This window comes from Lacticaseibacillus sp. 22 (assembly GCF_055413445.1).
On the sequence record NZ_JBVAYD010000037.1, the window covers coordinates 1 to 16,157 of the forward strand.

Here is a 16,157-nt window from a genome sequence, read left to right on the forward strand (position 1 = left end):
ATAAAAAACGGTGCTGCCTTGAACAGGCAACACCGTTTTTGTCGTCGGTGATCACGAAAGACTAGTCTTTCGTAGCAACACCGCCGCCATTTTTCTTGATAATTTCTTCTTGGATGCTCTTTGGCACAGCTTCGTAGTGGTCAAAGGTCATGGTGAAAGTACCACGGCCTTGGGTTGCACTACGCAAGGTGGTTGCATAGCCAAACATTTCGGCCAGCGGAACCATTGAGTTAACCAATTGCGCATTACCGCGCGCTTCCATACCTTCAACGCGACCGCGACGTGCTGTGATCTGGCCCATAACATCGCCAAGGTATTCTTCAGGCGCAACGACTTCAACGTGCATGATCGGTTCAAGGATCACGGCGCCAGCATTCTTCGAGGCATTACGTAACGCCATGGAAGCAGCCACTTTAAAGGCAGCTTCAGAAGAATCGACTTCATGGTAAGAACCATCATATAGTTTGGCCTTCACATCAATTAATGGATAGCCAGCCAAGACACCGTTTGCCATGGCTTCTTTCAGACCTTGTTCAACAGCTGGGATATATTCACGCGGAACAACCCCACCGACAATGGCATTTTCAAATTCAAAGCCCTTGCCTTCTTCGTTTGGTGTGAACTCGATCCAAACATCACCATATTGACCTTTACCACCGGACTGACGAACAAACTTACCTTGTGCAGACGCTTCTTTAGTAAAGGTCTCACGATAGGCAACTTGTGGTTCACCAACTTTAGCAGCCACTTTGAATTCACGCTTCAGACGATCAACCATGATATCCAAGTGCAATTCACCCATGCCGGCAATCAATGTTTCACCAGTTTCAGGGTTGGTTTCAGCCTTGAATGTCGGATCTTCTTCAGAGAGCTTCTGCAAACCGATATCCAGCTTGTCTTGGTCTTCTTTAGAGTCAGGCTCGATGGAAACCTGGATAACCGGATCCGGAACATCCAATGATTCAAGAATCAATGGGTGGTTAACATCCGTCAAAGAATCCCCTGTGGTGGTATTCTTCAAACCGATAGCAGCAGCGATATCGCCGGAAAAGACTTCCGGAATTTCTTCACGGTGATTACTATGCATCTGCAACAGACGGCCGACACGTTCACGGTTGTCTTTTGTTGCGTTCAACACATAGGAACCAGCTTCCAGTGTGCCGCTGTATACCCGAATATAGGTCAAACGGCCAACAAATGGATCAGTCGCAACTTTGAAGGCCAAAGCAGCAAACGGCTTGTCATCACCAGCGGTCAGCTCAACGGCATCGCCTGTATCAGGATCGGTTGCATGATACGGACGAACATCCAATGGTGACGGCAGGTAATCAATAACCGCGTCCAACAGCATCTGAACACCCTTGTTCTTGAAAGCTGAACCAGCCAAAACTGGGTAGAATTCCAAGTTAATGGTTGCTTTACGAATAGCAGCCTTTAATTCAGCATTGGAAATCTCTTCGCCTTCAAGATACTTGTCCATGATGCCATCGTCAACGTCAGCAACGGCTTCGACAAGTTCGTTGTGGGCTTTTTCGGCAGCTTCCTTATATTCATCAGGAATGTCAACCGTATCCCACTTCGTCCCGAGTTCATCTTCGTCGTACAAGTCGGCCTTCATTTCGATCAGGTCAATGACCCCTTCGAACTTATCTTCGGCACCGATTGGCAACTGAACGGCATGGGCATTTGCCTGTAGCCGATCATGCAAAGTTGACAATGAATAGTCAAAATCCGCACCAATCTTATCCATCTTGTTAACGAAAACTAACCGCGGAACCCCGTATGTTGTCGCTTGACGCCAAACGTTTTCAGTCTGCGGCTCAACACCGGATTGGGCATCCAAAACGGTGATCGCACCATCTAACACACGCAAGGAACGTTCAACTTCAATCGTGAAGTCAACGTGTCCCGGGGTGTCAATGATGTTGACCCGGTGATCCTTCCAGAAAGCCGTGGTAGCAGCACTGGTGATGGTGATCCCACGTTCCTGTTCCTGTGGCATCCAGTCCATCTGTGAAGCTCCTTCATGAGTTTCACCGATTTTATGAATTTTACCGGTATAATACAAAATCCGTTCAGTCGTGGTCGTTTTACCGGCATCGATGTGAGCCATGATCCCGATATTACGGGTACGGTCTAACGGAAATTCACGTTTGTTGGCCATGTGGCGTATTGCTCCTCTCTTGATTCAACTGGCTTTATACAAAGAATGGCTACTATATACCAAACCGCGGATATAATAGCCAAACCATCTTACCAACGATAATGTGCAAATGCCCGGTTAGCATCAGCCATCTTGTGGGTATCTTCACGCTTCTTCACTGCGGCGCCGGTGTTGTTAGCGGCGTCCATGATTTCCTTAGCCAAGCGTTCGTCCATTGTGTGTTCACCGCGTTGACGCGAATACTGAACAATCCAACGCAAGCCCAAGGTGGTCCGGCGATCCGGACGAACTTCAATCGGCACCTGGTAGTTAGAACCACCGATACGGCGAGCTTTAACTTCCAAGACCGGCATAACGTTCTTCATTGCTTCTTCAAAAACGTCTAACGGTTCGTTCCCGGTTTGTTTCTTAATCATATCAAATGCATCATATAAAATAGTGGATGCCTTCCCGCGCTTACCATCAATCATCAAGTGGTTGATTAAACGGGTAACCAGCTTTGAATTGTAAACTGGATCAGGTAAAACATCACGTTTTGCGACACTGCCTTTACGTGGCATGCATTTTGCCTCCTCTTAAAAGTATTCGTCTGCCCAAGCTGCTCACAAACCGGCTCGGCTAGCAACCCAAAGCGATTCCTGAGTTTCTTTTAGGCTGACGCATATTCTGTCTATACCGCACAAAGCGGATCTAAAAATTTGTTGTCATCATCATGCGGCTAATCCGCACTGATTTTGCTTACTTCTTCTTAGGACGTTTTGCACCGTACTTCGAGCGACCTTGCATCCGGCCGTCAACACCAGCGGTATCAAGCGCACCACGAACGATGTGATAACGAACCCCTGGCAAGTCCTTAACACGGCCGCCACGGATCAAGACAACACTATGTTCTTGCAAGTTATGGCCAATACCCGGAATATAAGCTGTCACTTCGATCAAGTTGGACAGACGAACACGAGCATATTTCCGCAAAGCTGAGTTAGGTTTCTTAGGTGTCATGGTACCGACACGAGTAGCAACCCCACGTTTTTGCGGTGCTGGATTACTGGTAAGGCTCTTCTTCTTGCTGTTGTAACCGAAGTTCAACGCAGGAGAGTCTGACTTGGTTGATTTGGATTTACGACCTTGGCGAACTAATTGATTAATAGTAGGCATTAAGCTTCTCCTTCCTTATATTGCATCTTTTTTAAGTCCACACATCCAGGCGGTTCATTTTTTGTGATAAAAAAACGGCCAACCGAACGGCGACGGCTCTTAACCCAGTCAGCACGTCCGGACAACCCGAATAAACTGGAAAAAAGCACCTTTGATAGTGTACTATCCTATACGCGCTGGTGTCAAGGAAAACAATAGAACATTCACTTGACATTTGAAATGGTGAACTTTTAACAAAAGCGTATGAACGACAACCTTTTCACGGTTATATTTCTAAATAACCGGTTAACTTCAACCATAGCAAAAAAGTTCTGTAAAGCAACCCCGAAAGGCAGCTTCACAGAACTTTTTTAAATTCGGGACTTTTTGAAATCTGGCATATATATTTTTTGATCCACTGCGGCCTTTTTTCTCCAGCGATTTAGCCTGAAAAGTTTTTAAAAATGCAGGTTTTAAGAGAAATACATTTGTCATTTTACTTACTTTTTGTTACGAAAGCGTTGTCGATATTGCTAAATCGATCATATTGCATCGTTATCAAGCGCCATCCATTTTTCAGCGAAATTTATTCTATGAAGTGAGGTGGTGGCTTTGATTCTAGCTTTATTTTTACTAACCGTGATCAGCGTAACAAAGCGTTTAACTAGCATTAATCAGTCAGTTCATTGTATTTTGGCGATTCTTTTAGGGATAAGCAGTACGACCTGGTTACCTTTTTTCCTCAGTGTCGGTTTGCTTATGTTTAGCATTGCTGATTGGCATGAGCGCAGCGTTTCACTCATCAATTTTTGTGGCTGGTGGTTTGGTATCATTGTGGTTTTTCCCTGCAATTTGTTTAATTTAATGATGTTAGGTTCCATGGTTGGCGGGTTAGCACTGATGTCGCACGGTTTAGGCAGTGCTGATGTTTTACTGATTGCATTATTAGGTGGCGTTCTGCAACTAGAAGCTGCCTTGGTTATCACGTTAATTGCTTGTATCAGCGCTGGCGGTCACTGGTTTATTACCCGTTTAGAGACGTTGCCGATGATTAGTCATATAGCGATCGGTTACGGTTGCTTTAGTTTGGCAGCTAATTGCCTAGGCATTTTTTGATCGTGGTCATTTGTGTACAAGTCAAAACGTATGCCTTGGCACAGAGATTGGTATGTAAGCAGCTCGTGACCGTTCCTGCTCGCGTGCATATAAAAAAGCGGCGCAAGTATCTTTTTCAAGATACTTACGCCGCTTCTTTTGTGGCCAGATGCTTCAGTTTGACCACCGACAAGGCGATTACTGTTTGTCAGTGTCGCTTTGCTGGTTGTCTTTTTCCTTCATCTGTTTTTCGATGTCTGAAATCGAATAAACACTGTCGGAAACCGTACCGACACTCTTAGGTTCCTCGTGACGATAGGTGGCCATCCCGGTACCAGCCGGAATGATCTTCCCGATAATGACATTTTCTTTCAGACCAACCAGTGGATCGTTCTTGCCGCGAATGGATGCATCGGTTAAGACACGCGTGGTTTCTTGGAAGGAAGCAGCTGATAAGAAGCTGTTAGTTTCCAGAGAAGCCTTGGTAATCCCCAGCAAGACCGGACGACCCGTTGCCGGGATCCCGCCACTGATGATTGCTTGCGTGTTCTTTTCCTTGAAGTCCGCAATGTCGAGCAAGGTGCCTGGCAGAATATTCGTGTCGCCCGGATCCATGACGCGGATCTTACGTAACATTTGCCGTACCATTACTTCGACGTGCTTATCACCGATGTCAACCCCTTGCATACGGTAAACTTTCTGAACTTCAGAAAGCAGGTAGTTTTCGGTTGCCATCACATCGCGCACCTTGATCAATTGCTTAGGATCAATTGAACCACCAGTTAAGCGTTCGCCACGGTTAATGTGATCCCCTTCTGCAACGGCCACACTAGATGCATATGGCACACTGTAAGTCCGGGTATCGGTTTCACCTTTGACGGTAATTTCACGCGTATGCTCGGCTGGGTTTTCATCAATTGCCGTTACTTCACCAGTAACTTCAGTGATAACCGCTTCACCTTTAGGATTCCGTGCTTCAAAGATTTCCTGAACACGAGGCAGCCCTTGCGTGATATCTTCGCCACCAGCAACACCACCGGTATGGAAGTTACGCATGGTCAGCTGGGTACCTGGTTCACCGATTGACTGTGCCGCCACGGTCCCGACAGCTTCACCGACTTCAACCTGTTCGCCGGTTGCCATGTTACGGCCATAGCACTTCTGGCAAACACCATGCTTCGTGTTGCAGGTAAAGACCGAACGAATGGTAACGGCTTCAACGCCAGCATCCACAATCTTCTGAGCCATGTCTTCATCCATAAGCGTATTGCGTTTAACCAGCACATCGCCAGTCTTTGGATCAAGAACGTCTTTCATCGTGAACCGGCCAACCAAACGATCATACAGCGGTTCAATCATTTCGTTACCTTCACGAATTGCACGAACAACCAATCCACGATCAGTACCGCAGTCTTCTTCGCGAACAATGACGTCTTGGGCAACATCAACTAAACGACGGGTCAGGTAGCCTGAGTCAGCCGTCTTCAGCGCCGTATCGGTCATCCCTTTACGTGCACCGTGAGTTGACATGAACATTTCCATAACGGTTAGACCTTCACGGAAGTTCGAGATAACAGGAACTTCCATCATCCCTCCGTTAGGCGCAGCCATCAGACCACGCATACCGGCAAGCTGAGTAAAGTTTGAGATGTTACCACGAGCACCGGAATCAGACATCATGGAAATTGGGTTGTTCGGGTCAAAAGAATCAACCAGTTTTTGCTGGATTTCATCTTTAGCGTCGTTCCAGATCTGAATGACCCGGTCATGCCGTTCATCGTCAGTGATTAAACCACGACGGAACTGCTTAGAAACCGTTGCAACCTTCTTATGGGCTGCCGCCACAATCTCTGGCTTTTCCTTCAGGTTCGTAATGTCGGCAATCCCAACGGTCAAACCTGAATTCGTTGACTGAGTATAGCCGAGTGTCTTCATGTCATCCAGCAAGTCACTGGTCCGCTGAACTTTATAAACTTTGAAGACTTGGGCAATGATGTCAGACAGGAATCCTTTCTTGAATGGATCGATCAAAGGTGCATCTTCAAGGTAAGCATGGATATCTTCACCTTTGTCGATGAAGTATTTGTCCGGCACACCATTGACGATGTTGTCCTGAGTCGGTTCGTTCAAATACGGGAAGTCTTTTGGCATGATCTCGTTAAAGATTGCCTTGCCGACACTCGTCACCATAATCTTTTGTTTCTGCTCATCAGTAAACGGTTTGTCCGTAAAGGAGTTCGCAGCAATCCCGACACGACTGTGCAGATGAACATAGCCATTTTGCAACGCCATCAACACTTCATTGGTATCCTTGAAGATCATGCCTTCGCCTTCGCGGCCCTTCTGCTCCATGGTCAGGTAGTAGTTACCTAACACAACGTCTTGAGAAGGGGTAACGATTGGCTTGCCGTCTTTAGGTGCCAAAATGTGGTGGGCTGCCAGCATCAGCATGCGCGCTTCTGCCATTGCTTCATCAGACAGCGGTACGTGAATCGCCATCTGGTCACCATCAAAGTCAGCGTTATAAGCTTCGCAAACCAGTGGGTGCAAGCGAATGGACTTACCATCAACCAAGACAGGTTCAAATGCCTGAATACCCAGTCGATGCAAAGTAGGCGCACGGTTCAAAAGGACTGGCCGTTCCTTAATCACATCTTCGAGGACATCCCAGACATCATCGTCTTGGCGATCAATCTTCCGGCGAGCATTTTTAATATTGCTTGCCATATCGCGCTTAACCAGTTCGCGCATGACAAATGGCTTAAAGAGTTCCAAGGCCATTTCACGCGGAACACCACACTGATAAAACTTCAACCATGGGCCAACATCAATAACCGAACGGCCAGAGTAATCGACACGCTTACCTAACAGGTTTTGACGGAATCGGCCTTGCTTCCCTTTCAACATGTGGGACAAGGACTTAAGCGGGCGGTTACCAGGTCCGGTAACCGGGCGTCCGCGCCGACCGTTATCGATCAAGGCATCGACCGCTTCCTGCAGCATGCGCTTTTCGTTTTGCACGATAATACTTGGTGCATTGAGATCAAGCAGACGCTTCAGACGGTTGTTACGGTTGATGACCCGGCGATACAAGTCGTTTAGATCAGAGGTCGCAAACCGGCCGCCTTCAAGCTGAACCATTGGCCGCAAATCCGGTGGAATAACAGGAATCGTGTCCATAACCATCCATGCCGGGTCATTACCGGACTCCTTGAACGCATCCAAAATGTCCAGACGGCGAATCGCACGGGTCCGTTTTTGACCCTGAGCTGATTTCAGGTCTTCTTTTAATTCAGCAACTTCTTTTTCGAGATCAACATCCTGCAACAATTCCTTGATGGCTTCAGCACCCATCTTGGCATTGAAGGTCTGTCCATATTCTTCCCGCTTTTCGCGATATTCGCGTTCGGTTAGCAGCTGCTTTTTCTCCATTGGCGTATCGCCTGGATCAATCACAACATAGGAAGCAAAATAGATGATTTCTTCAAGTGAACGCGGCGACATGTCGAGTACCAGACCCATCCGGCTAGGAATTCCCTTGAAGTACCAGATGTGCGTCACCGGTGCAGCTAATTCAATATGACCCATCCGTTCGCGCCGAACCTTGGACCGGGTGACTTCAACGCCGCAGCGATCACAAACGATTCCCTTATAGCGGATTCGCTTGTACTTACCACAGGCACATTCCCAGTCTTTGGTCGGTCCGAAGATACGTTCATCGAATAAGCCGTCCCGCTCAGGCTTTAGGGTCCGATAGTTGATCGTTTCGGGCTTTTTGACTTCCCCATAAGACCAGCTGCGGATCTTGTCCGGCGAGGCTAAGCCGATTTGCATACTTTCAAACTTATTGACATCAATCAAAGGGCTAACCTCCTATTTCTTATCGTCGGTACTATTGTCGGCAGACTGACCGTCACTTGCTTGGGTTGCGGCTTCGTGTGCCTTCTTTTCTTCTTGCTGAGCTGCGAACTTCGCTAATGCATCGACGGAAACAACATCGTCTTCGTCATCGTCCATGTCGCGCAATTCGATTTCCTGCTTATCAGCACCTAGAACCTTCATATCAAGTCCCAGCGCTTGCAATTCCTTGACCAGCACACGGAATGATTCCGGTACGCCAGGCTTTGGAATCGGATCGCCCTTAACGATGGCTTCGTAGGTCTTAACTCGGCCAACAACGTCATCGGACTTATAAGTCAAGATTTCCTGTAAGGTATACGCTGCACCATAAGCTTCAAGGGCCCAGACTTCCATTTCACCAAACCGCTGGCCGCCAAACTGAGCTTTACCACCAAGAGGCTGTTGGGTGACTAAACTGTAAGGTCCAATTGAACGCGCATGGATCTTATCATCAACCATGTGAGACAGCTTCATGTAATACATGACACCGACAGATACCCGGTTTTCAAATGGTTCCCCGGTACGGCCATCATACAAGACTGACTTCCCATCAGATGGCATGCCGGCTTCTTTAACGGTTGCCCACAAGTCTTTATCGTTGGCACCGTCAAAGACTGGCGTTGCAACATGAATGCCTAAGTTACGAGCAGCCATGCCCAGATGCAATTCCAGCACCTGCCCGATGTTCATACGACTTGGCACACCCATTGGCGACAAGCAAATATCGACTGGGGTACCATCTGGCAAGTATGGCATGTCTTCTTCAGGCACAACGACGGAAACCGTCCCTTTGTTCCCATGACGACCAGCCATCTTGTCACCAACTTGAATTTTCCGCTTCTGCGTGATATAAACCCGCACCATCATATTGACGCCAGGAGATAATTCATCCCCAGCTTCACGGGTGAAGATTTTGACGTCCTGAATAATACCGCCGCCACCATGCGGAACCCGCAGCGATGTGTCGCGAACTTCACGTGCTTTTTCACCAAAAATTGCGTGTAGCAGCCGTTCTTCAGCAGATAATTCGGTAACTCCCTTAGGCGTCACTTTACCGACCAGAATGTCGCCATCCCGAACTTCGGCACCGACACGAACAACCCCGAATTCATCGAGATCCTTGAGGGCCTCTTCACCAACGTTTGGAATCTCACGTGTGACTTCTTCAGGTCCAAGTTTGGTGTCACGTGCTTCTGACTCATATTCTTCAATATGGATCGACGTGTAAACATCATCTTTAACCAACCGTTCAGACAGCACAATCGCATCTTCGTAGTTGTACATGTTCCATGTCATGAAGGCGATGATCGGGTTTTGGCCCAATGCCAATTCACCATTTTGCATGGCTGGTCCATCAGCAATGATTTCATCGACATCGACATGGTCACCGATCGTAACAATCGGACGTTGGTTGTAGTTCTTGCCGGCGTTACTACGCTTGAATTTCATCAATTTGTAAGTGTCCAAGGCGCCGTCTTCACGACGTACCCGGATTTGCTTAGCATCGACATATTCAACCGTACCGGCATTGTTAGCCAAAACCGCGGTTCCTGAGTCATGGGCGGCTTTGTATTCCATCCCGGTCCCGACAAGCGGGGCATGCGGATTGATCAAAGGTACCGCCTGACGCTGCATGTTAGCACCCATCAACGCACGGTTAGAGTCGTCGTTTTCCAAGAATGGAATGCAGGCAGTTGCGACTGCGACAACCTGCTTAGGCGAAACGTCCATGTAATCGACTTTGTCTGGTGAAATTTCAATGTTGTTATCTTTATGCCGGGCCAAAACCGTGTCATCAACGAAGGATCCATCATCGTTTAGTGGCGAGTTTGCCTGCGCAACAATGTAGTTATCTTCTTCGTCAGCTGTCAGGTAATCGATCTTGTCGGTAACCTTATGCGTATCCCATGAAACCCGTCGATATGGCGTTTCAATGAAGCCGTATGGGTTAACGACCGCGTATGAAGCCAAGCTGTTAATCAGCCCGATGTTCGGGCCTTCGGGGGTTTCAATCGGACACATCCGGCCATAATGGGTGTAATGAACATCTCGAACTTCATAACCCGCACGATCACGAGTCAAGCCACCAGGTCCAAGGGCAGACAGACGCCGTTTATGGGTTAATTCGCCCAACGGATTGGTCTGATCCATGAACTGTGACAGCTGGGAACTGCCAAAGAATTCCTTAATTGAAGCCACAACTGGCCGAATATTGATCAATTGCTGCGGTGTAACGGTTGCGGTGTCCTGAATCGACATCCGTTCGCGAACAACCCGTTCCATCCGCGAAAGCCCGATCCGGAACTGATTTTGCAATAATTCACCAACGGAACGAATACGACGATTACCCAAGTGGTCAATATCATCAACCGTACCTAAGCCTTCCTGCAAGTTCAGGAAGTAGTTCATCGATGCCAAAACGTCAGCTGGCAAAATATGCTTAACTTTCTTGCCGATATGCCCATTGCCAATTAAATTAATTTCTTTATCCGGGGTCACCTGTGAGTAAACTTTAATACTCTGCAGCTCAATCGGATCGGTCATCACACCTTGATCAGAAGGTTGATAAGTGGCCGTCTTGAAATCATCCCGATCCAAGTACGGTGCCAGCTTATCCATCACTTGGCGATCCACTTTGGTCCCTTTTTGGGCAACGACTTCACCTGTATCCGGATCAGCCAGTGTTTCCGCTAAAACCTGATTCAATAGCCGGGTCTTCAGGCTCAGCTTCTTGTTCACCTTGTAACGCCCAACAGAGGCTAAGTCATAACGCTTCGGGTCAAAGAAGCGGGCATACAAAAGTGACCGCGATGAATCAGCAGTCTTAGGTTCGCCTGGACGTAGACGTTCATAAATATCCTTCAAGGCTTCATCAGTACGGGAATCATCCGTATTTTTATGCACATCTTTTTCAAGTGTGAGCATCAACGAATCATTGTCCCCGAACATATTGATAATGTCTTGATCGGAGCCAAAGCCCAATGCGCGAACCAATTCGGTCAGAGGAATCTTCCGCGTGCGATCAATCCGGACATACGCAATGTCCTTCGCATCGGTTTCATATTCCAACCATGCCCCACGGTTAGGAATGACAGTCGTGCCATACGTCACCCGTGAGTTCTTATCTGTTTCACTATGGAAGTAAACGCCAGGGGAACGAACCAGCTGGGAAACGATAACCCGTTCTGCCCCGTTGATAATGAACGTTCCTTGTTTCGTCATTAATGGGAAATCACCAAAAAAGACGTCCTGGCTCTTGATTTCGCCAGTTTCATGATTCGTCAAACGTAAGGTTACATGCAATGGTGCGGAGTAGTTCGCATCGTGTTGGCGTGCTTCCTCGACAGTATATTTCGGTTCCAGCAGTTGATAGCCGACAAATTCCAGTGACAGTTTCCCCTGAAAGTCATCGATCGGCATAATATCGTCGAACATTTCTTTAAGACCTTCATCGAGGAACCATTGGTAAGAATTCGTTTGGATCTCGATCAGATTAGGAAGATCCAAAACTTCCTTGATCCGGGCATAAGACCGGCGTGTCCGGTGCTTACCATAATTCACTAAGTGTCCTGCCAAATTATTCACCCCTTGTAAGATTTTCCGGCTTGATGATTGTAAAAATAATGTAAATATTGTTAAATTTACATGACATTGACCATCCCGCAGACATTTTGAGCAAAAAAAAACCAAAAACAGATCGACCTTCAACCAGCCTGCTGTTTTTGCTTTTTTCATTAGTCAGAACGGACAATAGATCGTCCTGACAGCCTGTCCAAACCGAAATGCGATTGGTTTAATAATACGCGTGCGGAGTAACAATGTCAAGCACCTGCTTTTCAAAGTAATGCAATACCAGATAGCATCAAAATCGCGTCCCGCCATCACTGACTGTTTTGGCAAAATAAATCGGTCCCAGAGATAATGCTTCACCTCTAAGACCGATCTTTTTAAGCGTTATTAGTGGAACCTGACATATTTGGGCCTGCTATTGATCATGCCTTGACAGGTTCTTTAGAAGCGCCATTTTCTTTATGCTTATCTTTGTTTTCCTTGACTGTAAACGTCAGCTTGCCTTTTTTAGCGCCGATTTGAATCAAGTCGCCGGTTTTAGCCTGACCCGTCAACAATAGCTCACTGAGTTGGTCTTCAACATCCGTTTGCAAGGCACGGCGGATCGGGCGCGCACCATATTCAGGATCAAATCCAGCCGCGGCAATCGCATCAATCCCGGCTGGCGTAATTTTAACGTCAATTCCTTGATCTTTGATACGACTAAGCACGGTTTTGGTCATAATCTTGACGATCTCATGCAACTCAGCCTTGTTCAAGCTATGGAAGACAACGGTTTCGTCAATTCGATTAAGGAATTCTGGACGGAAGCTCTTTTTCAGTTCAGCCAACATCCGACTCTTCATGGCATTGAAGTCAGCGGTTGGATCTTTTGCACCAAATCCAACTGTCTTATCATCGCGAATGGCAGTTGCTCCGATATTGCTGGTCATAATCAAAATGGTATTCCGAAAATCGACCCGCCGACCCTTAGCATCAGTTAAATAGCCATCGTCCAAGACTTGTAACAAAATGTTGAAGACATCAGGATGCGCCTTTTCGACTTCATCGAGTAAAACGACCGAATATGGCTTGTTGCGAACCTTTTCCGTCAACTGACCGCCTTCGTCATAACCGACATAGCCTGGTGCTGCACCGATTAACCGGCTCGTACTGAATTTCTCCATATACTCGGACATATCGACCCGAATCATGGCGTCCTCGGAACCAAACATCGCTTCTGCCAACGCTTTAGCTAATTCGGTTTTCCCGACGCCGGTTGGTCCCAAGAACATGAAGGAGCCAATCGGTCTGGTCGGATCCTTCAACCCGGAACGAGCACGCCGAATTGCCCGTGCAACTGCTGAAACGGCTTCATCCTGGCCAACAACTCGCTGATGCAGAATCTTCTCGAGATTAACCAACCGTTCGGATTCCTTTTTCTGCAGTTGCGTGACCGGTACGCCGGTCCATTGCGATACAACTTCGGCAACGTCTGCGCCCGTGACCTTGATATCGGTACGAACACCACTTTCATTCACCGGTTCAGGCGTATCGGCAAGTTTAGCCTTGACGCCCGCTTCTTTAGTCCGGATTGTAGCAGCCGTTTCGAAGTCTTGATGATCAATTGCATCTTCTTTGTCGGCAACCAGTTTAGCTAATTCATCCTGAAGTTTATCAGCTTTGGTCTCCACGTTAGCTTTATCAAGGCGAACTTTAGCCGCACTTTCATCGACCAAGTCAATAGCCTTATCCGGAAGAAAACGCGTTGTAATGTAACGTGACGACAACACAACCGCTTCATGCAGCGCTTCATCAGTAATCGTAACGCCATGGTGTGCTTCGTAACGCGGACGCAAGCCTTTCAGAATCTGTTCGGCTTCTTCCTCAGTCGGTTCGTCAACTTGAATTGTTGCAAACCGCCGCTCCAAGGCCGCATCTTTTTCAATGTACTTTTGATATTCGTCTAAAGTCGTGGCGCCGATTAGCTGAAGCTCGCCACGTGCCAATGCCGGTTTCAGAATATTTGAAGCGTCAATCGCCCCTTCAGCACCGCCAGCACCGATCAATGTATGCAATTCATCAATGAATAAAATGACATTGCCATCTTTATAAATCTCATCAATAATTTTCTTCAGCCGATCCTCAAACTCACCACGATACTTAGTGCCTGCAACCAACGAACCCATGTCAAGCATCATCAAGCGTTTGTTCAGCATATCATCCGGCACTTTTCCAGCCACAATCTTTTCAGCGAAGCCTTCTGCAATGGCCGTTTTGCCGACACCGGGTTCACCAATCAAGACCGGGTTGTTCTTAGTGCGCCGCGCCAAGATTTGAATCAAGCGCCGAACTTCTTTGTCGCGACCAACCACCGGATCCATCCGATTTTCGCGCGCCATCTGGGTTAGATCACGGGCGAGGCCATCAAGCGTTGGTGTCCCCTGACCGTCTTGGCGAGCGCCGCCACGTGCCATTGGCCGCCGCTTTGCCGCCGTATCCGCGATGCCCATTTTCTTGAAGACCATCTGACGCGTCTTCGAGAGACTGAGCCCTAAGTTTTGTAAAATCCGCGCAGCTAAAATATCGTCTTCTCGCAATAGTCCCAGCAGAATATGCTCGGTGCCGATTTTTAACGCCCCTAAGCGTTTTGCTTCGTCCCCGGCAAATGCCAGAATTTCCTTGCCTTTTGGTGAGTATGGCAAATAACTATCGCTAGCTTGACTGGCGGCATCAACAGTTCCATATCCTGTGAAGCGCTCGATCTCGTCATGGACATCATTTTCTGTGACCCCTAACTGACGCAGCGTCTTACCAGCGATACCATCCTTTTCCATAACCAAAGCCATAAGCAAGTGTTCCGTGCCAACAGCATGATGATGGAAGTACTTCGCTTGTTCCTGGGCTAAAAGCAACACATTTTTAGCACTAGGGGTAAATAAGTTGTCCATAAGCACGCTCCTTTTTTAAAAAGCCAATTATAAACTGTTTTATCTTTCATACCGCAAACGATCCAAAAATGCAAGAAACAAACGCGATCGTAAGTGTTCTTCTGTTTCTTGATCAAGAATTCCCAAAGTCTCATGATTGATCACGGCTAGCATTAAATTGCCGGACTGTTGGGAAATAAGCCCATTATCAAACAGTTCCTGAAGCAAATCCCGTGCATCGCGTAACCGCAAGCGACTAGGAATGTGCTGGCGCATGATTTGAATGAGATCCTGATCATCTGTCAATTTGACCTTCACGATCCGAATGTAGCCACCGCCGCCACGCTTACTTTCAACAATGTACCCACGTGCCGGTGTAAAACGCGTTTTGATAACATAATTAATTTGCGAAGGAACACAATTAAAGCGCCGTGCAATTTCCGCTCGCCGAATCTCAACAGCCGCTTCCTGTGCCAGTATCGTTTTTAAGTATGTCTCAATAATATCCGAAATATTTTCGCGCTGCATGCCATTCAATCCTTTTTGACTTTGACCAATCTTGACTATTACACATTATACTGGCATCAATGTATTTATACAAATATATGCTTTGAGGTAAACGAAAACAGTGCCGGTTAGAATTCAGAATGTGAGTGGCTGTACACGTTATAGGCGCTGAGTTTACGGTCACCTACACGCAGGCAGCCACCATGACCAATGTTTTTTGGAGAACGAAAAAAGGACCACGATTGTCGTGATCCAAGAATCGGGAAGACAAGATTCGAACTTGCGACCCCTACGTCCCGAACGTAGTGCTCTACCAAGCTGAGCTACTTCCCGGTAAAGCGGAAGACGGGATTCGAACCCGCGACCCCCACCATGGCAAGGTGATGTTCTACCACTGAACTACTTCCGCATACCGAATATGAAATTTGATCAGCGCCACAGCTTCATAGCGACCAATGATGCACCCAGTAGGAGTCGAACCTACAACCTTCTGATTCGTAGTCAGACACTCTATCCAATTGCGCTATGGGTGCTTCAACAAAATGCCGAGGACCGGGATCGAACCGGTACGGTCATCACTGACCGCAGGATTTTAAGTCCTGTGCGTCTGCCAATTCCGCCACCCCGGCATAAAGTGAAAAGCGGAAGACGGGATTCGAACCCGCGACCCCCACCATGGCAAGGTGATGTTCTACCACTGAACTACTTCCGCATATCAAAGCTATTCAATTGTGACCGAGGAGCAGCCTTTAAAACCCGAGCAAATCATGTAAGATACAATGCGGGTGAAGGGACTCGAACCCCCACGGTCAAAAACCACTAGAACCTAAATCTAGCGCGTCTGCCAGTTCCGCCACACCCGCAAAAGGTGGGTTAAA

General features: G+C 47.5%; 9 protein-coding genes and 6 tRNA genes. 1 reads left to right on the forward strand and 14 read right to left on the reverse strand.

The features are described from left to right. Window positions 1-61 precede the first annotated feature (61 nt). From fusA to ACWP87_RS12730, 4 genes are all read right to left on the reverse strand, one after another. Window positions 62-2,164 (reverse strand): elongation factor G, encoded by a 2,103-nt coding sequence (gene fusA / locus ACWP87_RS12715; protein ID WP_005692094.1) that lies wholly within the window; start codon window positions 2,162-2,164, stop codon window positions 62-64. Between the two features lie 89 nt (window positions 2,165-2,253). Then, complete coding sequence (gene rpsG / locus ACWP87_RS12720) at window positions 2,254-2,724, reverse strand: 30S ribosomal protein S7 (protein WP_003567577.1); 471 nt, start codon at window positions 2,722-2,724, stop codon at window positions 2,254-2,256. A 178-nt stretch (window positions 2,725-2,902) separates the two neighbouring features. Then, window positions 2,903-3,319 carry a 30S ribosomal protein S12 gene (rpsL, locus tag ACWP87_RS12725; RefSeq protein WP_005686670.1) on the reverse strand — a complete coding sequence of 139 codons (417 nt, stop codon included), beginning with the start codon at window positions 3,317-3,319 and terminating at the stop codon, window positions 2,903-2,905. A 521-nt stretch (window positions 3,320-3,840) separates the two neighbouring features. Next, window positions 3,841-3,969: a hypothetical protein gene (locus ACWP87_RS12730; protein WP_267473827.1), complete on the reverse strand. Its 129-nt coding sequence runs from the start codon at window positions 3,967-3,969 to the stop codon at window positions 3,841-3,843. Between ACWP87_RS12730 and ACWP87_RS12735 the strand changes: the two genes are divergently transcribed. Continuing rightward, window positions 3,911-4,414, forward strand: a complete 504-nt coding sequence (locus tag ACWP87_RS12735; RefSeq protein WP_014570127.1) for a peptidase — start codon at window positions 3,911-3,913, stop codon at window positions 4,412-4,414. The genes ACWP87_RS12730 and ACWP87_RS12735 overlap by 59 nt on opposite strands. 177 nt (window positions 4,415-4,591) lie before the next feature. Here ACWP87_RS12735 and rpoC read toward each other — a convergent pair whose 3' ends face one another. The 10 genes from rpoC to ACWP87_RS12785 form a co-directional block, all read right to left on the reverse strand. Continuing rightward, window positions 4,592-8,254, reverse strand: coding sequence for a DNA-directed RNA polymerase subunit beta' (gene rpoC / locus ACWP87_RS12740; RefSeq protein ID WP_005686664.1), 3,663 nt, complete (start codon window positions 8,252-8,254; stop codon window positions 4,592-4,594). Window positions 8,255-8,266: 12 nt separating this feature from the next. Beyond that, window positions 8,267-11,869: a DNA-directed RNA polymerase subunit beta gene (gene rpoB, locus ACWP87_RS12745; protein ID WP_015765062.1), complete on the reverse strand. Its 3,603-nt coding sequence runs from the start codon at window positions 11,867-11,869 to the stop codon at window positions 8,267-8,269. A 416-nt stretch (window positions 11,870-12,285) separates the two neighbouring features. Continuing rightward, window positions 12,286-14,793 carry an ATP-dependent Clp protease ATP-binding subunit gene (locus ACWP87_RS12750; RefSeq protein ID WP_014570129.1) on the reverse strand — a complete coding sequence of 836 codons (2,508 nt, stop codon included), beginning with the start codon at window positions 14,791-14,793 and terminating at the stop codon, window positions 12,286-12,288. Between the two features lie 39 nt (window positions 14,794-14,832). Continuing rightward, complete coding sequence (locus ACWP87_RS12755) at window positions 14,833-15,300, reverse strand: CtsR family transcriptional regulator (protein ID WP_005686658.1); 468 nt, start codon at window positions 15,298-15,300, stop codon at window positions 14,833-14,835. Between the two features lie 238 nt (window positions 15,301-15,538). Next, a tRNA-Pro gene (locus ACWP87_RS12760) sits at window positions 15,539-15,612 on the reverse strand. A gap of 4 nt (window positions 15,613-15,616) precedes the next feature. After that, window positions 15,617-15,688, reverse strand: a tRNA-Gly gene (locus tag ACWP87_RS12765). A 50-nt stretch (window positions 15,689-15,738) separates the two neighbouring features. Continuing rightward, window positions 15,739-15,812 (reverse strand) — tRNA-Arg (locus ACWP87_RS12770). 10 nt (window positions 15,813-15,822) lie between these two features. Continuing rightward, window positions 15,823-15,908, reverse strand: a tRNA-Leu gene (locus ACWP87_RS12775). Between the two features lie 11 nt (window positions 15,909-15,919). Further along, window positions 15,920-15,991: transfer RNA gene (locus tag ACWP87_RS12780), tRNA-Gly, on the reverse strand. A gap of 68 nt (window positions 15,992-16,059) precedes the next feature. Next, window positions 16,060-16,142, reverse strand: a tRNA-Leu gene (locus ACWP87_RS12785). Window positions 16,143-16,157 lie beyond the last annotated feature (15 nt).